Origin of the sequence: Streptomyces sp. NPDC014733 (assembly GCF_043083385.1) — a bacterium.
Taxonomy (GTDB): Bacteria; Actinomycetota; Actinomycetes; order Streptomycetales; family Streptomycetaceae; genus Streptomyces.
In genome coordinates, this window is record NZ_JBIBYO010000015.1 from 113914 (window position 1) to 132903 (window position 18990).

General features: G+C 74.4%; 20 protein-coding genes. 14 read left to right on the forward strand and 6 right to left on the reverse strand.

Annotation, left to right across the window (positions count from 1 at the left end):
• Nucleotides 1–78: 78 nt before the first annotated feature.
• The 5 genes from ACF1BH_RS27020 to ACF1BH_RS27040 all read left to right on the forward strand — a co-directional run bounded on the left by ACF1BH_RS27020 (nucleotide 79) and on the right by ACF1BH_RS27040 (nucleotide 6343).
• Complete coding sequence (locus tag ACF1BH_RS27020; protein WP_391646512.1) at nucleotides 79–1206, forward strand: alpha/beta hydrolase; 1128 nt, start codon at nucleotides 79–81, stop codon at nucleotides 1204–1206.
• 171 nt (nucleotides 1207–1377) lie between these two features.
• Entirely contained in the window at nucleotides 1378–2811 is a 1434-nt protein-coding gene (locus ACF1BH_RS27025) for a hypothetical protein (protein ID WP_391646514.1), read from the forward strand.
• A gap of 481 nt (nucleotides 2812–3292) precedes the next feature.
• Entirely contained in the window at nucleotides 3293–4891 is a 1599-nt protein-coding gene (locus ACF1BH_RS27030) for an ABC-F family ATP-binding cassette domain-containing protein (RefSeq protein ID WP_391646516.1), read from the forward strand.
• Between the two features lie 338 nt (nucleotides 4892–5229).
• Complete coding sequence (locus ACF1BH_RS27035) at nucleotides 5230–5451, forward strand: helix-turn-helix domain-containing protein (protein WP_030283073.1); 222 nt, start codon at nucleotides 5230–5232, stop codon at nucleotides 5449–5451.
• Nucleotides 5452–5563: 112 nt separating this feature from the next.
• On the forward strand, nucleotides 5564–6343 hold the full coding sequence (locus tag ACF1BH_RS27040) for an enoyl-CoA hydratase/isomerase family protein (RefSeq protein WP_391646518.1): 780 nt from the start codon (nucleotides 5564–5566) through the stop codon (nucleotides 6341–6343).
• A 60-nt stretch (nucleotides 6344–6403) separates the two neighbouring features.
• Here the strand turns inward: ACF1BH_RS27040 and ACF1BH_RS27045 are convergent, their stop codons facing one another.
• Nucleotides 6404–7108: a hypothetical protein gene (locus ACF1BH_RS27045; protein ID WP_391646520.1), complete on the reverse strand. Its 705-nt coding sequence runs from the start codon at nucleotides 7106–7108 to the stop codon at nucleotides 6404–6406.
• A 187-nt stretch (nucleotides 7109–7295) separates the two neighbouring features.
• On the opposite strand from ACF1BH_RS27045, the gene ACF1BH_RS27050 reads away from it, so the two are divergent.
• The 5 genes from ACF1BH_RS27050 to amaP are packed head-to-tail and all read left to right on the forward strand — an operon-like array spanning nucleotide 7296 to nucleotide 9644.
• The gene (locus tag ACF1BH_RS27050; protein ID WP_391646522.1) at nucleotides 7296–7784 is read left to right on the forward strand and encodes an Asp23/Gls24 family envelope stress response protein; all 489 of its coding nucleotides are present in this window, start codon (nucleotides 7296–7298) and stop codon (nucleotides 7782–7784) included.
• Nucleotides 7785–7837: 53 nt separating this feature from the next.
• Nucleotides 7838–8029: a hypothetical protein gene (locus ACF1BH_RS27055; RefSeq protein WP_391646524.1), complete on the forward strand. Its 192-nt coding sequence runs from the start codon at nucleotides 7838–7840 to the stop codon at nucleotides 8027–8029.
• Entirely contained in the window at nucleotides 8026–8427 is a 402-nt protein-coding gene (locus ACF1BH_RS27060) for a hypothetical protein (protein ID WP_391646526.1), read from the forward strand. Before ACF1BH_RS27055 ends, ACF1BH_RS27060 begins: the two co-directional genes overlap by 4 nt.
• Nucleotides 8424–9032: a DUF6286 domain-containing protein gene (locus tag ACF1BH_RS27065; protein ID WP_391646528.1), complete on the forward strand. Its 609-nt coding sequence runs from the start codon at nucleotides 8424–8426 to the stop codon at nucleotides 9030–9032. Before ACF1BH_RS27060 ends, ACF1BH_RS27065 begins: the two co-directional genes overlap by 4 nt.
• A 6-nt stretch (nucleotides 9033–9038) precedes the next feature.
• Complete coding sequence (gene amaP / locus ACF1BH_RS27070) at nucleotides 9039–9644, forward strand: alkaline shock response membrane anchor protein AmaP (protein WP_391646530.1); 606 nt, start codon at nucleotides 9039–9041, stop codon at nucleotides 9642–9644.
• A gap of 67 nt (nucleotides 9645–9711) precedes the next feature.
• Here the strand turns inward: amaP and ACF1BH_RS27075 are convergent, their stop codons facing one another.
• The 5 genes from ACF1BH_RS27075 to ACF1BH_RS27095 form a co-directional block, all read right to left on the reverse strand.
• The gene (locus tag ACF1BH_RS27075; protein ID WP_391646532.1) at nucleotides 9712–10467 is read right to left on the reverse strand and encodes an SDR family oxidoreductase; all 756 of its coding nucleotides are present in this window, start codon (nucleotides 10465–10467) and stop codon (nucleotides 9712–9714) included.
• 4 nt (nucleotides 10468–10471) lie between these two features.
• Entirely contained in the window at nucleotides 10472–12256 is a 1785-nt protein-coding gene (locus tag ACF1BH_RS27080; protein ID WP_391646534.1) for a glycoside hydrolase family 15 protein, read from the reverse strand.
• 29 nt (nucleotides 12257–12285) lie between these two features.
• Nucleotides 12286–13149, reverse strand: a complete 864-nt coding sequence (locus ACF1BH_RS27085; protein ID WP_391646536.1) for an SURF1 family protein — start codon at nucleotides 13147–13149, stop codon at nucleotides 12286–12288.
• A 66-nt stretch (nucleotides 13150–13215) separates the two neighbouring features.
• Nucleotides 13216–13452 carry a hypothetical protein gene (locus ACF1BH_RS27090; RefSeq protein WP_391646538.1) on the reverse strand — a complete coding sequence of 79 codons (237 nt, stop codon included), beginning with the start codon at nucleotides 13450–13452 and terminating at the stop codon, nucleotides 13216–13218.
• A gap of 99 nt (nucleotides 13453–13551) precedes the next feature.
• Nucleotides 13552–14574 carry a DEDDh family exonuclease gene (locus ACF1BH_RS27095; protein ID WP_391646540.1) on the reverse strand — a complete coding sequence of 341 codons (1023 nt, stop codon included), beginning with the start codon at nucleotides 14572–14574 and terminating at the stop codon, nucleotides 13552–13554.
• 258 nt (nucleotides 14575–14832) lie between these two features.
• Between ACF1BH_RS27095 and ACF1BH_RS27100 the strand changes: the two genes are divergently transcribed.
• From ACF1BH_RS27100 to ACF1BH_RS27115, 4 genes are all read left to right on the forward strand, one after another.
• Nucleotides 14833–15834: a sterol desaturase family protein gene (locus tag ACF1BH_RS27100; RefSeq protein ID WP_391646542.1), complete on the forward strand. Its 1002-nt coding sequence runs from the start codon at nucleotides 14833–14835 to the stop codon at nucleotides 15832–15834.
• Between the two features lie 5 nt (nucleotides 15835–15839).
• Entirely contained in the window at nucleotides 15840–16559 is a 720-nt protein-coding gene (locus tag ACF1BH_RS27105) for a lysoplasmalogenase family protein (protein WP_391646576.1), read from the forward strand.
• Between the two features lie 476 nt (nucleotides 16560–17035).
• Nucleotides 17036–17323, forward strand: coding sequence for a DUF485 domain-containing protein (locus ACF1BH_RS27110; protein ID WP_391646578.1), 288 nt, complete (start codon nucleotides 17036–17038; stop codon nucleotides 17321–17323).
• On the forward strand, nucleotides 17320–18954 hold the full coding sequence (locus ACF1BH_RS27115) for a cation acetate symporter (protein ID WP_391646544.1): 1635 nt from the start codon (nucleotides 17320–17322) through the stop codon (nucleotides 18952–18954). Before ACF1BH_RS27110 ends, ACF1BH_RS27115 begins: the two co-directional genes overlap by 4 nt.
• Nucleotides 18955–18990: the final 36 nt, after the last annotated feature.

An 18990-nucleotide genomic window follows, 5' to 3' on the forward strand; every position in this document is an offset into this window, starting at 1 on the left:
GGCCGCCCGGACAGCGGTCGCGTCACCCGCTCGCCCCGCCCGCTGGCCGCCCCCGGCACCCCGCCCCACACTGAAGAGGTGCGCCTGGCTACTGCGGCGGCTGCGGCCGTCACCACCGTGATCGGTGCCGGGGCGGCCGCGGTGGCCGCCGGCCGGTACGCCGGGGGCGTCGCCCTCCGGCCCTCCCCCCAGGTGCCGTTCCCCGGGGACGCACGCCTGACCGTCCACGCCACCGGCGACGACACGGTCACCCTCACCCGCAGCCTGGCGTCGCTGCGCCCCGGCACCTACGGACTCTCCGGCCCCGGCTGCCATGCGATCGTCGGCCCGGTGGTTGAGCACGCCCCGCACCCCGCCGACACCGTCGTCCGCCGCCTGGAGCGGATCACCCACGGCACCCTCCCGCCCGGCACCCGGGTGCGCATCACCCCGCAGGTGTACGCCGGAAACCCTCGCGACGCCTTCGGCCTGACCTGCGCCGACGTCGACATCCCCGGCGAACTCGGGCCGCTGCCCGCGTGGTTCCTGCCGGGCGTCCGCGACACCTGGGTGATCACCGTGCACGGCATCGGCACCACCCGTGAACACCCGATGGTCGTCATGCCGTTCCTCCACCGCCACCGGCTGCCCGTCCTCGGCCTCGCCTACCGCAACGACGCGGGCGCCCCGCAGACCCCGGACCGGCTGCACCACCTCGGCGACTCCGAATGGCGCGACCTGGACGCCGCGATCCGCTACGCCGTCCGCTACGGCGCCCGGGACGTCGTCCTGCACGGCTGGTCCGCCGGGGCCACCATGGCGCTGCGCGCCGCCGCCCGCTCCGGTATGCGCGACCGCGTCCGCGGGCTCGTCCTGGACTCGCCGGTCCTCGACCGGCACGCCACCGTCCGCGCGCTGGCCGCCGCCCGGCACGTCCCGCGGGCCCTGCTGCCGCTCGCGGTCCGCGCCGCCGAGGGCCACACCGGACTCCCCGTCGACCGGCCCGGCGACGCCGTCGATCCGGACACCCTCACCGTCCCCACCCTTCTCTTCCACGGCCCGGACGACACCCTCGCCCCCTGGGCCGCCTCCCGCGCCCTCGCCGCGCGCCGCCCGGATCTCGTCACCCTCCACCCCGTGCCGCACGCCCCGCACGCGGCCATGTGGAACGCCGCCCCCGCCGTCTACGAGGAGGCGCTGCGCCGCTTCCTGACCCCGCTGATGTGACCGCCTCCGCCCGCACCCCTCTTCTCCGCGCGTACGGGGAAGCGCGGCGCGCGGGCGTACGGGGGGACAACTCCCCACAACCGTGATGGGTCGCCTGGATGAACCCCGCTGAGCGGGCCTTTTCCTGCCGTCCGATTGGGTTTTCGGGCCGTCAGCGGCAAGACTGCTCCTGTGACGTCCCGTACTCCGCGCGACTCCCGGCTCCGACTCGTCCCCAGGCAACCGATTGCCGCCGCCCGCCGGGCGGTGAGCACCCGGGCCGCCCGTCCGGCCCCACGCCCGCCCGAGGGCACCCCGCCGCCCGCGGAACTGGCGCGCCAGGCCCGCGCCGCGCTCTCCGGCGCGGCCCGGCTGGCCCACTGGGCCGACGGCGCCGGTGACGGACTACGGGCCGGGCGCGACGGCGCCCTCCCGGCGGCCGACGTGGACCGCGCCGCCGAGGCCCTCGGCCTGCCCGCCGCACAGGTGCGCGCCGACTGGGACCGCGCCCGCCTCGCCGGACTGATCGAGCTGCACGGCGGGCTGGCCCGCGCCGGCTGGCGGCTGCGCGCCTGGGACCGCGACGACACCGCCGCCCTCCGCGGCTGGGTCGCCCTCTTCGACGCCTGGTCGCTGGCGCTGCCGTCCCCCGAAGGCGCCGGGCCCGCCATCGTCGGCGAGGTCGTCGAGGCCGTACCGCAGCTGCTGTCGCTGCTCCACCTCTCCGCCGGTCCGGTGCGGCTCCAGGCGCTGCTGGACATGCTCGAACAGCGCGTCGCCGAACTGCGCACCGAGCGCTGCGAGGTGCCGTACGGGCCCCGCACCGAGTCCGCGGACGGCGCCGCGGAGGAGGCGCAGGCCCCGCTCACCGCCCTGCTGGACTGGGCGCTGGCCGCACTGACCGCGGTCGGCGCGCTGGTGCCCGCCGACGGCGCGGCCGCCCCGGCTCCCGCCCCGGACGACGCTGACGACGCCCGTGAGGCGCAGTTGACGCCGCTCGGCCACTGGTCGGTGTGGGTCAAGCTGGAGCAGATCTGCGTCGCGGCGCAGAGCCCGGCGGGCAACATCGAGCAGACCGCCGCCGCCATGCTCCGCGGCTGCGCCCGGCTGACCCCGGGCCCGGCCCGCGCGGAGTACCGCGCCTGGCTCGCGGCCCGCTCGGTCGGCTCGGCCGTCGAGGAGCTGCTGACCGTGGCGCGCGGTGAGGACGCGCTGCTGCGCGGGCTGGCCTTCGAGGCGCTGCGCGCCGTCGGCGCCCCGGCCGAGGCCGCCGTCCGCGCGGCGGCCGAAGAGGCGGCGCTGCGCCCGTACGTCCTGCTGTGGCTCTTCGAACACGAGGGCGGCGACCCGGAGAACGCCCCCGACGTGCTCACCCGCGAGGAGTCGACCTGGCTGTGGGTGGACACCGCCGCGGCCGTCGCCGACCACGGCGAGAGCCAGCTGCTCATCCGCCACCTCGACTCGGCGGTCCAGGGCTCCGTCCCGCGCCTCCTCGAAGAGGTGCGTGCGGTGGGCCATCCGCGCACCGTCCAGGTCCTGGTGGCGCTCGCCGCGGCCCACCCCGACCCGGCGCTGGCCAAGGCCGTCCGCCGGGCGGCGTTCCAGGTGCACACCGGCGGTGTCTGACCCGGCAGCCACCGGGTCACCACGGTCCGGCGGACCGCGGCCGTCCACCGGAGGCGGCCGGTCGCCCGCCCCCGGCGGGTACGTCCGGAGGAACCGGTGAGCCGCCGGATCACCGCTCGGGCGGCACGGTGGAGGAGCGTGGGGTGCCAGCGGGGTGACCGCATGACGGCCGCCTCTCCCGGGAGCGCACGTCCCGTTCCGCACGGCCCCGCGCGCCGCTCGCGCGGGCGTCCGTGAGATCTGCCTCACAGTCTGCCGGGGGGCACTGACATCGCACCCGCGGCAGCCGCGCCCGCCACCCGCACCGGAGCCGCCGCACGGCCGTCCCCGGCCCGCCGGGGCCCTTCGGTGGCCGGGGAAATCAGTTGCGCGGCACCGTTAGACTGCCCTCATGGCAGTTCTCCTCTGGGTTCATTAGACGGCGTAGACCGCTCTCGGACCGTCCGTCCATTCCGCCGTCACCCTGCCCTGGAGTTTTTCCGTGATCACCGCTTCCGGCCTTGAGCTGCGCGTTGGCGCCCGCGTTCTCATCGATTCCGCTTCCTTCCGCATCGCCAAGGGCGACCGCGTCGGCCTGGTCGGCCGCAACGGCGCCGGGAAGACCACCCTCACCAAGGTCCTGGCCGGCGAGGGCATCCCCGCCGCGGGTTCCGTCGCCCGCTCCGGCGAGGTCGGCTACCTCCCGCAGGACCCGCGCACCGGCGACATGGACGTCCTCGCCCGCGACCGCATCCTCTCCGCCCGCGAACTGGACAGCGTCCTGCGCAAGATGCGCGAGAACGAGGACCGGATGGCGAACGGCAAGGGCGCCACCCGCGAGAAGGCGATGCGCAAGTACGAGCGCCTGGAGACGGAGTTCCTGACCAAGGGCGGGTACGCCGCCGAGGCGGAGGCGGCCACCATCGCCGCCAGCCTGGGCCTGCCCGACCGGATCCTCGCCCAGCCGCTGCACACCCTCTCCGGTGGTCAGCGCCGCCGTGTCGAGCTGGCCCGGATCCTCTTCTCGGATGCCGACACCCTGCTGCTCGACGAGCCGACCAACCACCTCGACGCCGACTCGATCGTCTGGCTGCGCGACTACCTCAAGACGTACCGCGGCGGCTTCATCGTGATCTCCCACGACGCCGACCTCGTCGAGACCGTCGTCAACAAGGTCTTCTACCTCGACGCCAACCGCTCCACGATCGACGTCTACAATATGGGCTGGAAGCTCTACCAGCAGCAGCGCGAGGCCGACGAGAAGCGTCGCCGCCGGGAGCGGCAGAACGCCGAGAAGAAGGCCGCGGCCCTCAACTCGCAGGCCGACAAGATGCGCGCCAAGGCCACCAAGACCGTCGCCGCGCAGAACATGGCCAAGCGCGCCGAGCGTCTGCTGTCCGGCCTGGAGGAGGTCCGCGCCGCCGACAAGGTCGCCAAGCTGCGCTTCCCCGACCCCGCGCCGTGCGGCAAGACGCCGCTCACCGCCGAGGGCCTGTCGAAGTCGTACGGCTCGCTGGAGATCTTCACCGACGTCGATCTCGCCATCGACAAGGGCTCCCGGGTCGTCATCCTGGGCCTGAACGGCGCCGGCAAGACCACGCTGCTGCGGTTGCTGGCCGGCGTGGAGACCCCCGACACCGGCGAGGTCCGCCCCGGTCACGGCCTCAAGCTCGGCTATTACGCGCAGGAGCACGAGACGCTCGACCCGGACCGCACGGTCCTGGAGAACATGCGCTCCGCCGCCCCGGACATGGACCTCGTCGCCATCCGGAAGACGCTGGGTTCCTTCCTGTTCTCCGGTGACGACGTCGACAAGCCCGCCGGGGTGCTCTCCGGTGGTGAGAAGACCCGTCTGGCGCTGGCCACGCTGGTCGTCTCGTCCGCCAACGTCCTGCTGCTCGACGAGCCGACGAACAACCTCGACCCGGCCAGCCGCGAGGAGATCCTCGGCGCGCTGCACACCTTCACCGGCGCCGTCGTCCTGGTCTCGCACGACGAGGGCGCGGTGGACGCCCTGGAGCCGGAGCGGATCATCCTGCTGCCGGACGGCGTCGAGGACCTGTGGGGTCAGGAGTACGCGGACCTCGTCGCACTGGCGTGACCGGCGGCGGCCACCAGGTTCGCGCATCGATCATTCGGCCGACGGGTGATCCATCATCTGAGTGAGAACGGCTCGTACACCGGCGAGCCTCCGAGACGGAGCCGGGCCCTTGTGGCCCGGCTTCCGTCGTTTCCGGTACGCCCCTGCTGACCTGCGGTTTCCCGGAGGGCGTGGGGGAGGGCGCGGCGATTTCGGTGGGTGTCGGAGGCCCTCGGCCAGATTGTCCGGACACGGACGGCCTCGGACGCCTCGCCACAGACCTTGCCGAATGGGTGGCCAGGAACGCGAGGAGGGGTGATCATGAGAGTCCAGAGCGCACTTCCCATGAGGAGGCACGGGTGGCCGAGACTCTGAAGAAGGGCAGCCGGGTGACCGGCGCCGCGCGCGAAAAGCTCGCGGCAGACCTGAAGAAGAAGTACGACTCCGGAGCAAGCATCCGGGCGCTGGCCGAAGAGACCGGTCGCTCCTATGGATTCGTCCACCGGATGCTCAGCGAATCCGGTGTGTCCCTGCGCGGTCGAGGCGGAGCAACGAGGGGCAAGAAGGCCACCTCGGCCTGACGACCGCGACTCCGACGGGTAGTCCCCCCGGTCGGTCGGGCAGACGACCGGGAGGTTACCGTTCAGTCACTTACGCACGCTGGTGTGCGACGGCTGACTCGGAGGCATTCTGATGACTCTGCTCGACAAGGACGGTGTGCGGCTCACCGTGGACGACGCGCTCGCCACGGTGACCCTCGCCAACGCGGCCAAGCGCAACGCCCAGTCGCCCGCCATGTGGCGGGCGCTGGCCGAGGCCGGCGCGCTGCTGCCGGGGAGCGTCCGCGTCGTGGTGCTGCGGGGCGAGGGCAAGTCCTTCTCCGCGGGCCTCGACCGGCAGGCGTTCACGCCCGAGGGGTTCGACGGCGAGCCGTCGTTCCTCGACATGGCGCGCGGTCCGGAGCACGAGATGGATGCGCTCATCGCCTCGTACCAGGAGGCGTTCACCTGGTGGCGGCGGAACGACCTGGTGTCGATCGCCGCCGTCCAGGGCCATGCGATAGGCGCCGGCTTCCAGCTGGCGCTCGCCTGTGACCTGCGGGTCTGTGCCGAGGATGCGCAGTTCGCGATGCGCGAGACCAGCCTCGGGCTGGTGCCCGATCTGACCGGCACCCATCCGCTGGTCCACCTCGTCGGCTACGCCCGGGCGCTGGAGATCTGCGCCACCGGGCGCTTCGTCCACGGCGACGAGGCGGGCCGGATCGGCCTCGCCAACCTCGTGGTCCCCGGCGAGGAACTGGACGCCGCGGTCTCCGACCTGGTCACCGCACTGCTGGCCCCGCCGCGCGACGCCCTCGTCGAGACCAAGGCGCTGCTGGCCGGTGCCGTCGGCCGTGACCTGGACGAGCAGCGAGCCGCCGAGCGCGCCGCCCAGGGCCGCCGTCTAAAGGATCTGGCGGGTCTCGGCGAATGACCCCGCGGACCGCCCGCGGCGCCGTGCCCCACCCCGGGCGGCGCCGCGGGCGGCCGCGTTTCATCCTGTGTCCACCGCCGTGACCAGCACCGCCACGGCCGCCGCCGGGGCCCGGGCCGCACCCGCCGCCGCGCGTACCGCCCGGGCGACCTCCGACGCCCGGCGCCCCGGGCCGGTCACCACCTGAACCAGCAGCCCGCCCGGCGTCTCCCGCACCGGCCGGGACGCGCCACCGAGCACGGCGGCGAGCCGCACCACGCCGGGCACCGCCAGCACCGCATCGGCCACCGGGTCCGGCACCCCCGTCTCCTGCGGGCTGAGCCCGATGCCCGGCCCCGGGGGCGCGGGGCGTTCCCGGGGTGGCGCCGCGCCGGGGTCGAATACGCCGGTGACCTGGAGGTCCACGGTCGTCACCGGCAGGCCCAGCGCCCGGTCGGCGGTCTCCAGCAGCGCCGTGCGCAACCCCTCGGCGGTCCGCGGCAACGGGCGGTCCGGGGTCGCCGTGAGGTCCGCGGTGATCAGCAGCGGGCCCGGTGGCAGTGCGCTGGGCGGCGCCGGTGCCGGCGGGCGCGGGCCGCGGTGGTCCGCGAGGCCGATCCGCAGTGCGCCCAGACACAGCCCGGGCAGGGCGGCGGCGCGGGCCCGCAGCACCCGCGCCGCCGCCTCCTCGGTGATCCAGCAGTCGTCCGCCGGGGCGCCCAGCGGCAGCACCCGGCCGGTCCCGACCTCCAGGCGCACCCGGTGCGCCCACTCCGTAGCGGCCACCGCATCGCCCCCAGGGTCGTCGTCCCGCTGTCCTCCCAGCCTGCCGCAGCCGGGTCCGTCCGGCAGGGCGGTGCGGCCGGGGACGCGGTGCCGCAACCCGGGTGCCGCAGCAGACCGGGCAGGACCGGCCGGTCGCCCCTAGCGTGGTGGAGAGCGGTGACCTCTCCCTCGGAAGGGACGATCGGCTATGGCGGACGAACAGTGGAACCGGACCGGCACCTCCGCGAGCGGGGCCTCGGAGGCGAAGCTCTCGGGTGGTGGACGCGGCGGGGGTGATCCCGCCTCCCGCGGACGGACCACCATCGCCGACGGCGTCGTGGAGAAGATCGCCGGGCTCGCCGCCCGGGATGTGGTGGGCGTCCACGCCATGGGCAGCGGCCTGGCCCGCACCCTCGGCGCGGTCCGCGAGCGGGTGCCCGGCGGCTCCCGCTCCGCGCCTGTCGCCCGCGGCGTGAAGGCCGAGGTCGGCGAGGTGCAGACCGCGCTCGACCTGGAGATCGTGGTCGAGTACGGCGTCTCCATCGCCGATGTGGCCCGCGACGTACGGGAGAACGTGATCTCCGCCGTGGAGCGGATGACCAGCCTGGAAGTCGTCGAGGTCAACATCGCGGTCAGTGACGTCAAGCTGCCCGACGAGGAGGACGAGGACGAGGAGTCGGAGACCCGGCTCCAGTAGACGGACATGACCGGCGGCGGCTTCGGCCGGAGCGGGCAGCGAAGGAGCGCACGATGAGCATGGCCGTGGTCGGTCTTCTGGCCGGTATGGCGCTGGGCTTCGCCGGATACTTCGGTGGCTTCGGGGCCTTTGTCCTGGTGGCGGCGCTGGGCGCGATCGGGTTCGTCGTCGGACGGTTCCTCGACGGGGATCTGGAGGCCGGGGACTTCTTCCGGCCCCGGTCCCGCGACGACCGGCGGCGGTGAGCGTGGCGACGGCAGCGACGGCGCCCGGCGCGGCGGCCGTCGCCGAGGTGACACCGGGGGAGCGGGGCGCCACCCGCGTCGCGGACCGGGCGGTCGCGAAGATCGCCGCGGCGGCGGCCCGCGAGGCGCTGCGCGCCGCGGCCGGCGGCGCCCGCACCGGCGCCCATGCGACCGTCACCGTCCGGCGGCGGGACGGCCGGCCGCCGTTCGGCGAGGCCCATGTGCAGGTCACCGTCGAACTGGGCTACCCCGCCGCGATCGGCGCGCGGTGCGGTGAGGTACGCCGTCAGGTCACCGAACGGGTACGGGAGCTGGCGGGGATGACGGTGGCCGAGGTGGCGGTCGAGGTGGAGCGGCTGCACTCGCCGCTCGAACGGGACCGGGAACGCGTGCGATGAGCGACGACGCACGCGCCACGGTGACCCCGGTGGAAGACCCCGCCCCCGCACCCCCCGTGCACGGCAGGGCCCGCCGGTTCTGGTCCGCCCGCCGTCTCCCGTCCGCCGTGGTGGCGCTGCTCGCGCTGGCCGGTGCGGGGCTGCTGCTCTACGACGTGGCGGCGGTGCGCGCCGACCGGCCCGCGATGGCCTGGCGCCGCCGCCTCGCCGACGAACTGGCCACCCGTCCGCTCGACGACCCCTGGGTGCTGGGCGGCGCCGCGGCGGCGATGGCGGTCGGCCTGTGGCTGCTGGTGCTGGCGCTCACCCCCGGGCTGCGCTCGGTGCTGCCGATGCGCCGCGCCACGCCGGACGTCCGGGCCGGACTCGACCGCGCGGCCGCCGCGCTGGTGCTGCGGGACCGGGCGATGGAGGTCTCCGGCGTCCAGTCCGTCAAGGTGTCGGCCGGGCGCCGCAAGGTGAAGGTGGCGGCCGTCTCGCACTTCCGGGACCCGGACCGGGTGCGGGCGGATCTCGACGCGGTGGTCGGCGAGGGAATGCACGGGCTGGGGCTGGCCCGGCCGTTGCGGCGCTCGGTCCGCGTGCGCCGCCCGAAGAAGAGGTGAGCGAAGATGCGCAGGGTCCGGCGCGGGGTCAACCGCGTACTGCTGGGGCTGACCGGCGCGGTGCTGCTGGGCGGCGGCGCCGCGGTGCTCATGGCCGGTCTCGGGCTGCCGTCGGCGTGGCACTTCCGGCTGCCCGCCGGCTGGCCCTGGACGCGCAGCGACGGGGTGCTGCTGTCCGCGGCGGACCGTACCCGCTTCACCGACCGCGGCTGGTGGTGGCCGGCCGTGATCGCCGTGCTCGCCGTCGTGGTGCTGCTGCTCCTGTGGTGGCTGCTGGCGCAGCTCCGGCGCCGCAGGCTGGGGCAGTTGCTGGTCGACAGCGGTGACGGGGAGGGCGCCGCGGTGCGCGGCCGGGCGCTGGAGGACGCGGTGGCGGTGGAGGCCGGCGCGCTGGACGGGGTGGAGCGGGCGGACGCGCTGCTGTCCGGCCGCCGGACCGCGCCGCAGCTGCGCGCCGTGGTGGCGCTCGCCCCGCACGCCGACCCCGGCGCCGTACTGCTGCGGCTGTCGGACGGGGCGGTGGCGGACGCCCGCACCTCCACGGGGCTGACCCGGCTGCCCGCCGAGATCCGGCTGCGGGCGGTGCGGCACCGGGCGGAGCGGGTGAGCTGAGGGCGGGCGGCCCGGACGTACGGGGCGGGCCGGTGCCGTGTGGCCCGCCGCCCGTACCGCCGCCTCGTCAGAATCCCCGCCTGGCCCCGCCGTCCACCGGCACCATCACGCCGGTCAGGTACGACGCGGCGGGGGAGAGGAGGAACGCCGCGGTGCGGCCGAACTCGTCGGGCTCGCCGTAGCGGCCGAGCGGGATGGTCGCGCAGTTGCGGGCGCGGCTCGCCCCGGGGTCGCCGGAGACCGCGTCGAGCTGGGTCATCCGGTCGGTGGCGATCCGCCCCGGCAGCACGCCGACGACGCGGATGCCGCGCGGCCCGGCCTCGTCGGCGAGCGACTTGGCGAACCCGGCGAGCCCGGGACGCAGCCCGTTGGAGATCGCCAGCCCGCCGATCGGCTCGTACACCGAACCGGAGAGCACGAAGCCGATGACGCCGCCCTCGCCCAGCTCGGCGGCGACCGCGCGGGCCAGCCGGACCGCGCCGAGGAAGACGGTCTCGAAGCCCTCGCGCCACTGGTCTTCGGTGAGATCGGTGGAGACGCCGGGCGGCGGGCCGCCGACGCTGATGAGGATGCCGTCGAGGCGCCCGAAACGCTCGCGGGCGGTGGCGATCAGCCGCTCGGGCGTCCGCGGGTCGGCGTTGTCGGCGGCGACGCCCACGGCCCGGTCGCCCAGTTCGGCGGCGGCCGCCGCGGCGCTCTCCGCGGTGCGGCCGGTCAGCACGACCCGTGCGCCGTCGGCGGTCAGGGCCCGGGCGGTGGCGAGGCCGAGCCCGCGGGTGGCTCCGGTGACGAGGTACGTCCGGTCGGTGAGTCCAAGATCCATGGCCCTAGTCTGCCCCGGCCGCGCCGAAGAGGGTGAAGGCGGTTCCGACCAGTCCGATGTGGCTGAACGCCTGCGGGAAGTTGCCGAGCTGCCGGCAGGCCGCCGGGTCGTACTCCTCGGCGAGCAGCCCGACGTCGTTGCGGAGCGCGAGGAGACGGGAGAAGAGGTCGTGGGCCTCGCGCCGGCGGCCCGTCAGATGGAGCGCCTCGGCGAGCCAGAACGAGCAGGCGAGGAACGCGCCCTCGTCGCCGGGGAGCCCGTCGGCCGCGCCGTCGCCGGTGGCGTAGCGGCGCACCAGCCCGTCCTGGGTGAGCGAGGCGCGGACCGCGTCGACGGTGCCGATGACGCGGGGGTCGTCGCCGGGCAGGAAGCCGAGGCGGGGGATGAGCAGCGTCGCGGCGTCCAGCGCGGTGGAGCCGTAGAACTGGGTGAAGGTGGAGCGCGCCGCGTCGTAGCCCTGCGTGCAGACCTCGTGGTGGATGGTGTCCCGCAGCTCCCGCCAGCGCCGCAGGTCGCCGCGGGCCCCGGGGACGGTTTCGAGGGTGCGGACCGCGCGGTCGACCGCCACCCAGGCCATGACCTTGGAGTGGACGAAGTGACGGCGCGGACCGCGGATCTCCCACAGACCCTCGTCCGGTTCGCGCCAGGTGGTGGCGAGGTACTCCACCAGCTTCCGCTGGATGTTCCAGGCGTGCGGCTGGGAGGTCAGTCCGGCGACGCGGGCGCCGTGGAAGGCGTCCAGGACCTCGCCGTAGACGTCGAGCTGCCGCTGGTCGACGGCGGCGTTGCCGAGCCGGACGGGTGCCGAACCGGCGAACCCGGACAGCCAGGGCAGTTCGGCCTCCGGCAGCCGCCGCTCGCCCGCGACGCCGTACATGATCTGGAGATCCTCGGGGGCGCCGGCGACCGCGCGCAGCAGCCAGTCCCGCCAGGCGGCCGCCTCGTCGAGGTAGCCCGCGCCGATCAGGGAGGTGAGGGTCAGCGAGGCGTCGCGCAGCCAGCAGTAGCGGTAGTCCCAGTTGCGGACCGAGCCGAGTGCCTCGGGCAGCGAGGTGGTGGGCGCGGCGACGATGCCGCCGGTGGGGGCGTACGTCAGCGCCTTGAGGGTGATCAGCGACCGCAGGACGGCGTCGCGGTGCGGACCGGTGTAGCGGCACCGCGCCGACCACGCGTGCCAGTCGTCGAGGGTGCAGTCGAGGGCGTCGTACGGGTCGATGATCCGCGGGCGCGGATGGTGCGAGGGGTGCCAGGTCAGGACGGAGGCGTACCGCTCGCCGGGGGCGACGGTGAACTCCGAGCGGGTGCTGAAGTCCTTGCCGTACGTGGTGACCTGGGGCTCGGTGCGCAGCCAGACGGCGTCCGGACCGGCGACCGCGGACCGGCAGCCCTCGGCGCGGCGCATCCACGGCACCACCCGGCCGTAGTCGAACCGCAGCCGCAGCACCCCGCGCATCGGGACGTGGCCGGTCAGTCCCTCGACGATGCGGACGACGTCGGGCGCGCGGTCGCGTTGCGGCATGAAGTCGGTGACCTTGACGCTGCCGTCCGGGGTGTCCCAGATGGTGTCGAGGACGAGGGAGTCGCCGCGGTAGGAGCGGGTGGCGCGGGCGTCGGGGTGGGCGGGCGCCATCCGCCAGTGGCCGTTGTCCCGGTCGCCGAGGAGGGCGGCGAAGCAGGCGCCGGAGTCGAAGCGCGGCAGACAGAGCCAGTCGATCGACCCGTCGCGGCCGACGAGCGCGGCGGTCTGCAGATCGCCGATGAGCGCGTAGTCCTCGATGCGTGGGGGCACCCAGCGGGCTTTCCCGCCGGGCGGCGGCGCTATTCGGGGGCCGCGGCCGTCCGGGCTACGGGGGCGTCCGCCGGATCGGTGCCCGTCGGCTCCGGTGCCGTCCCGGGGGTGTCCGGCTCCGCCGCGTCGGTGCCGGTCGCCGCCGCGGCCGCCCGGTCCCGGCGCTCCCGGCGGGCGAGGACGACCCAGCCGACCGGCACCGCCGCGGCGAACAGCCACCACTGCACGGCGTACGCCATGTGCGGGCCGATGCTGTCGTGGTCCGGCTCCGGGACCAGCTCGGGGGTGTGGTGCGGGGACTTCGGCGCGGTCTGCTCGATGTACCCGGCGAGGACCGGGCGGTGCAGCAGCTTCGCCTGCTGGGCGCTGTTGATCAGCATGACCTGGCGGTCGGGCAGCCCCTGCCGGTCCTTGATCCCGCTGCCCTCGGTGGTCTCGTCGGCCATCATCCGGCCGGTCACGGTGACCGTGCCGCGGGGGGCCGCGGGGACGTCCGGGAACTTGGTGAGGTCGCCGCCGGCCGGGATCCAGCCGCGGTTGACCAGCACCGTCCGGCCGCCGTCGAGGTCGAGCGGGGTCAGGACGTAGTAGCCGATGGTCGATTCGTCGGCGGCGGTGCGCTGGCGGACGACGACCTCGTGCGCGGCGTCGTACGTACCGGTGGCGGTGACCGTGCGCCACATGTCGGCGCGGGGCAGGGGGCGACCGGGGGCGGTCAGCTCGGTGACCGGTACCGGCTCGGCGTGGATGCTGCGGTCGATGAGCTGGTTCTGCGCGACCCGGTGCTCATGGCGATGGAGCTGCCAGAAGCCCAGCTTGACCATGACCGGGATCAGGACGAGGCCCACGAGGGTGAGGATCACCCACTGCCGGGACAACAGGAAGCGGTACACGGCTTCGACGGTACCTGGCGCGCGCACGCCCCCGGGCGGCGGGGCCGCCCGGGGCGGCGACGGGGCTCAGACCCGGTCGACGATGCCCTGCTTCCCCGCGGCGCGGGCGCAGTGCGCGCCGCAGAACCACTGCCCGGCGGCCTCGACGCCCTGGCCGATGATCTGGACCCGGCAGTGCTCGCAGATCGGTGCCATGCGGTGGATGGCGCAGGAGAAGGAGTCGAAGACGTGCCGCGCCCCGTCCTTGGTCTCCACGTAGAAGGCCAGGTCGTAGTCGTTTCCGCATACCTCGCAACGAGTCATGCGCCGCATCGTGCGGATCGCGGCGGGATGGGGCAAGGCCATCGGGGCCGGGTCGGGGCAGCGGCACCCGACCGGCGCACGGGCGGCCCGCCCGCCGGGTCACCCGGCGGCGGGGCGGACGTCCTGGAGGAGCTGCATGAAGGCCGCCTCGTCGATGACGGTGGTGCCGAACGTGCGGGCCTTGGCGGTCTTGGAGGTCTGCGCGTCCGGGTCGTTGGTCACCAGCAGGCTCGTCAGACGCGACAGGCTCGTCGCCACATGCAGTCCGGCCTCGGTCGCGCGGTCCTCCAGCAGCTCCCGGTCGACGGAGGTGTCCCCGGAGAACGCCACCCGCATCCCCTGCACCAGCTTGCCGCCGGGCTCGTACCGCCCCGGGTTGGGGTACGGGCAGGCCGGGCGTTTGCGGGCGGGGCGCCAGGAGGTGGGGCGGTAGGAGGAGGCGGTGCCCGGATACCGCCGGGGCGCCGGGGTGTCGGACCACTCGGTGAGCGGCTGGCAGGCGAGCAGCGGGAGCCGGAGGTTCTCCCGGGCGGCGCGGCGCAGGCTCGGCGTGAACGTCTCGGCCAGCACCCGGGCGTCGTCGAGCGCGTGGTGGGCCTGCTCCTGGACCACGCCGTAGTGGGCGGCGAGGGTCTCCAGCTTGTGGTTGGCGAGCGGCAGGCCCAGCTCTTTGGAGAGGGCGATGGTGCACAGCCGCCGGCTCACCGGGGCGACCGCCGTGGCGCGGGCGTACTCGCGGGCGATCATCGACCAGTCGAACATGGCGTTGTGGGCGACCAGGACGCGGCCTTCGAGGCGCCGGGACAGCTCGGGCACGATCTCCGGGAAGAGCGGGGCGTCGGCCAGCACCTCGCTGGTCAGGCCGTGGATCCACACCGGGCCCGGGTCGCGCTCCGGGTTGACGAGGGTGTACCAGCGGTCCTGGAACTCGCCCCGGGCGTCGAGCTGGTAGACGGCGGCGGAGATGATCCGGTCGTCACGGGCGAGGCCGGTGGTCTCGACGTCGACCACGGCATACCCCTCGGGGTAGGCGTCCGGCCAGGGGACCGGCGGGGTCTGCGGGCCCGGCTGCTGCCCGATCCTCGGCGCGATCGGGTCGGCTGCTGTGTGGTCTTCGAGCATGGTCCCTGAGGATACGGGCCACCACTGACAGCCACCGCACCGCCGTCGTCCCGGTGGCCGGACCCCACCGGTCGGTGCGGGCGTCCCGTCAACGGCCGCCCTCACGGCGGAAAACGGGCGAATCGCCATCAAGATGGATGATTTCCCGACGGTTCGTTACCGGCGGTATCCCCGGTCCGGAAACTGACACCCCGTCTCACATACTTCTCGGTAACCACCTCTAGCCGCACCCGCGGCGCCGCGCATATCGTGCCGGACATGCCGCACCTTCCCGATGTCGTGCTGTGGTCCGTCCCCGCCTTCGTCCTGCTCACCGCCGTCGAGGTGGTGAGCTACCGCCTGCGTCCCGACGAGGACGCCGCGGGCTACGAGGCCAAGGACGCGGCCACCAGCGTCGGCATGGGCCTGGGCAGCCTGGTCTTCGACGCCCTGTGGAAGATCCCGATCGTGGCGATCTACTCCGCCGTCTACGCGCTGACCCCGCTGCGGGTGCCGGTGCTGTGGTGGACGCTGCTGCCGATGCTGCTGGTGCAGGACTTCCTCTACTACTGGTCGCACCGCGGGCACCATGTCATCCGCGTCCTGTGGGCCTGCCACGTCGTCCACCACTCCAGCCGGAAGTTCAACTTCACCACCGCGCTGCGGCAGCCCTGGACCAGCTGGACCGTCTGGCCGTTCTACCTCCCGATGATCGTCCTCGGCGTCCACCCGGCGGCCGTCGCCTTCTGCTCCGGCGTCAGCCTCGTCTACCAGTTCTGGGTGCACACCGAGCGCATAGGGACCCTGCCCGGGCCGCTGGAGTCCGTCCTGAACACGCCCTCCCACCACCGGGTGCACCACGCCTCCCAGGGCGGCTACCTGGACCGTAACTTCGGCGGCATCCTGATCGTCTGGGACCGGATGTTCGGCTCCTTCGTCCGCGAGACCGAGCGGCCCGTCTACGGCCTCACCAAGAACATCGCCACCTACAACCCGCTGCGCGTCGCCACCCACGAGTACGCCGCCATCGCCCGCGACGTCCGCGCCGCCGGCAGTTGGCGCGAACGGGCGGGCCGGATCTTCCGCGGCCCCGGGTGGCAGCCCGCCGGAGCCGTGCCCGAGGCGGGCGCTCCGGCGAGCGGCCCCGCGCCGACCGGAGACACGCCCGCCGGAGACGCCGCGCCCGCCGGGGGCGCCGCATCGACCGGCGGCCCCGCCCCCGCCCCGTCCACCCCCGTCGCGTCCCCCGTCGCGCCCACCGTCGAGAGAGGTGCCGCGTGAACACGATGCGTCCCCGGCCCCGCGTCGCCCGCGCGCTGCTCACCGTCTTCGCCGTACTGGCCGCCGTCCATCTCGTGGCGCTGCTCGTCCGTACCGCCACCGGATCCGGCGGCGGTGCCCATGCCGTCGCCGACGCCGCGGTGCTGGCCACCAAGCCGGCCCTGATGCCGGTCCTCGCCGGGTACGCGCTCACCCGGGGCGGTCCGCCGCTGCTGGCCGGGGCGCTGCTCCTCGGCTGCAGCGGGGACACCCTCCTGCAGATCGGCGGCGACCTCCTCTTCCTGCTGGGCATGGCCGCGTTCGCCGCCGGGCACGTCTGCTACCTCGTCGTCTTCGCCCGCCACGGCACCGCACCCGGCCGCGCCCGCACCGCCGCCGCGGCCGGGGCGTACGTCCTGGCCTGGGCCGCCCTCGTCGCCCTGCTGTGGCCCGGCCTCCCGGCGGACCTGCGGGGCCCGGTCGCCGGGTACAGCCTGCTGCTCACCGGTATGGCCTTCGGGTCCCTGCGGATCGGGCCGCTCGCCGCCGCCGGCGGGCTGCTCTTCCTGCTCTCCGACACCCTCATCGCGACCGGCATCGCCGACTGGCCGCAGGCCCCCGCCCCGCAGTTCTGGGTCATGCTCACCTACATCGCCGCCCAGTCCGCCCTGGCCCTGGGCCTGCTGCGGACCGCCGGGAACACCGCACCGGCGCCCTCCGCCGAGGCGCAGCCGGTCCAGGTCTGACCCCACCGGCCCGTCCGCGCCGCACCGGGCGGGCCGCGCACCGGCCCGCCCGCTGCGGCGGTCGGCGCGCGGCCGCGGCAGCAGAGCCCGCCCCGTACGCAGCCCTGCCGGGGCGCCAACACCCGCTGCGCGGCGCCCCGTTGCCCGGTGGCGGCAGCGGGGCCGCGAGCCCGCCGCCGACCGGGGCTCGTGCCCGTCCCGAGGTGGCGCCCGCCGCGCTCCGAGCGCCCCCTATCCGTGCGAAATTCAACGGGCAACCCCTGTCGCCGTGCCCGCACCCCCTCTACGATGCGTGATCCACCTCACTTACCTTCCCTTTACCCACGCGTCCGTCGCCGGACCACGCGTCAGGAGAATCCGTGAGCAGCGCACCGCCCACCGGCCCCGGGCCACAGGAACCGCCCGGCCCCGCGGCCGCCACCGCACCACCCGTCGCGGCCGCGGACCCGGCCCGCGGACCGCACCCGTACGCCGAGATCCAGCAGAGCGCGGAATTCGGCGAACTGCGCCGCGGCCACCGCGCGTTCGCCTTCCCCCTCACGATCGCCTTCGTCCTCTGGTACCTCGGCTACGTCCTGCTGTCGAGCTACGCGGGCGGCTTCATGGCGGTCAAGGTCGCCGGGAACGTCAACGTCGCCCTCGTCCTGGGCGTCGCACAGTTCCTGACGACGTTCCTCATCGCCTGGTGGTACTCCCGCCACGCCGCTAGGCGCCTCGACCCGCAGGCCGAAGCCATCAAGAACCGCCTGGAGGGCGACGCATGACCGCCGCGCATCCGCTCGCCCCGCCGCTCGCCGCCGGAGGCGCGGGCGACCACCGCACCCTGATCATCAGCCTCTTCGCCCTCTTCGTCGTCGCCACCTTGGCCATCACCTTCCGGGCCGGGCGCCAGACCCGCGGCGCCGACGACTTCTACGCCGGGGGACGTCAGTTCAGCGGCTTCCAGAACGGCCTCGCCATCTCCGGCGACTACATGTCCGCCGCATCCTTCCTCGGCATCGCCGGGGCCATCGCCCTCTCCGGCTACGACGGTTTCCTCTACTCCATCGGCTTCCTCGTCGCCTGGCTCGTCGCCCTGCTCCTGGTCGCCGAACCGCTGCGCAACTCCGGCCGCTACACGATGGGCGACGTCCTCGCCTACCGGATGCGCCAGCGCCCGGTCCGTACCGCCGCCGGGACCTCCACCATCGTCGTCTCGATCTTCTACCTGCTCGCCCAGATGGCCGGCGCCGGCGCCCTCGTCACCCTGCTCCTGGGCATCACCAGCGAGCTGGGAAAGATCCTCGTCGTCGTCCTCGTCGGCATCGTGATGATCCTCTACGTCACCATCGGCGGGATGAAGGGCACCACCTGGGTGCAGATGGTCAAGGCGGTCCTGCTGATCGCCGGGACGCTGCTCATCACGTTCCTCGTGATGCTCAAGTTCCACTTCAACATCTCCGCGCTGCTCGGCGCCGCCGCCGAGAACAGCGGCAAGGGCGCCGCCTTCCTGGAGCCGGGCCTGAAGTACGGCACCACCGCCACCTCGAAGATCGACTTCATCTCCCTCGGCCTCGCCCTGGTCCTCGGCACCGCCGGACTGCCGCACATCCTCATCCGCTTCTACACCGTCCCCACCGCCAAGGCCGCCCGGAAGTCGGTGAACTGGGCGATCGGCATCATCGGCGTCTTCTACCTGATGACCATCGCCCTCGGATTCGGCGCCGCCGCCCTCATCAAGCCCGAGGAGATCACCGCCGCCAACAAGGCGGGCAACACCGCCGCCCCGCAGCTCGCCGAGGTCATCGGCGGCGGCGCCGGCTCCACCGGCGGCGCGGTCCTCCTCGCCGTCATCTCCGCCGTCGCCTTCGCCACCATCCTCGCCGTCGTCGCGGGCCTGACCCTCGCCTCCTCCTCGTCGTTCGCCCACGACATCTACGTCAACGTGATCCGCAAGGGCGGCGCCACCGAGAAGGAGGAGGTCCGCGCGGCCCGCTGGGCGACCGTCGGTATCGGCGCCGTCGCCATCGTCCTCGGCGTCTTCGCCCGCGGCCTCAACGTCGCCGGGCTCGTCGCCCTCGCCTTCGCCGTCGCCGCCTCCGCCAACCTCCCCACCCTCCTCTACAGCCTCTTCTGGAAGCGGTTCACCACCCAGGGCGCCCTCTGGTCCATCTACGGCGGACTGGCCGCCTCCGTGCTCCTGGTCCTCTTCTCGCCCGTCGTCTCCGGCAAGGAGACCTCGATGTTCCCCGCCGCCGACTTCGCCTTCTTCCCGCTGGAGAACCCCGGCCTGATCTCCATCCCGCTGGGCTTCCTCCTCGGCTGGCTGGGCTCCCTGCTCTCCGCGGAGAAGCCGGACGCCGACAAGTACGCCGAACTGGAGGTCCGCTCCCTGACCGGCACCGGAGCGCACTGACCACCCGCGGGGCGGCGGCGTCGTAGGTCCCTACGA

Coding starts and splice junctions, on each gene's coding strand:
- ACF1BH_RS27115 (WP_391646544.1), top strand. CDS start 17,320: ATGACCGCCGCGCATCCGCTCGCCCCGCCGCTCGCCGCCGGAGGCGCG.
- amaP (WP_391646530.1), top strand. CDS start 9,039: ATGCGCAGGGTCCGGCGCGGGGTCAACCGCGTACTGCTGGGGCTGACC.
- ACF1BH_RS27105 (WP_391646576.1), top strand. CDS start 15,840: ATGCGTCCCCGGCCCCGCGTCGCCCGCGCGCTGCTCACCGTCTTCGCC.
- ACF1BH_RS27095 (WP_391646540.1), bottom strand. CDS start 14,574: ATGCTCGAAGACCACACAGCAGCCGACCCGATCGCGCCGAGGATCGGG.
- ACF1BH_RS27040 (WP_391646518.1), top strand. CDS start 5,564: ATGACTCTGCTCGACAAGGACGGTGTGCGGCTCACCGTGGACGACGCG.
- ACF1BH_RS27065 (WP_391646528.1), top strand. CDS start 8,424: ATGAGCGACGACGCACGCGCCACGGTGACCCCGGTGGAAGACCCCGCC.
- ACF1BH_RS27050 (WP_391646522.1), top strand. CDS start 7,296: ATGGCGGACGAACAGTGGAACCGGACCGGCACCTCCGCGAGCGGGGCC.
- ACF1BH_RS27090 (WP_391646538.1), bottom strand. CDS start 13,452: ATGACTCGTTGCGAGGTATGCGGAAACGACTACGACCTGGCCTTCTAC.
- ACF1BH_RS27055 (WP_391646524.1), top strand. CDS start 7,838: ATGAGCATGGCCGTGGTCGGTCTTCTGGCCGGTATGGCGCTGGGCTTC.
- ACF1BH_RS27100 (WP_391646542.1), top strand. CDS start 14,833: ATGCCGCACCTTCCCGATGTCGTGCTGTGGTCCGTCCCCGCCTTCGTC.
- ACF1BH_RS27075 (WP_391646532.1), bottom strand. CDS start 10,467: ATGGATCTTGGACTCACCGACCGGACGTACCTCGTCACCGGAGCCACC.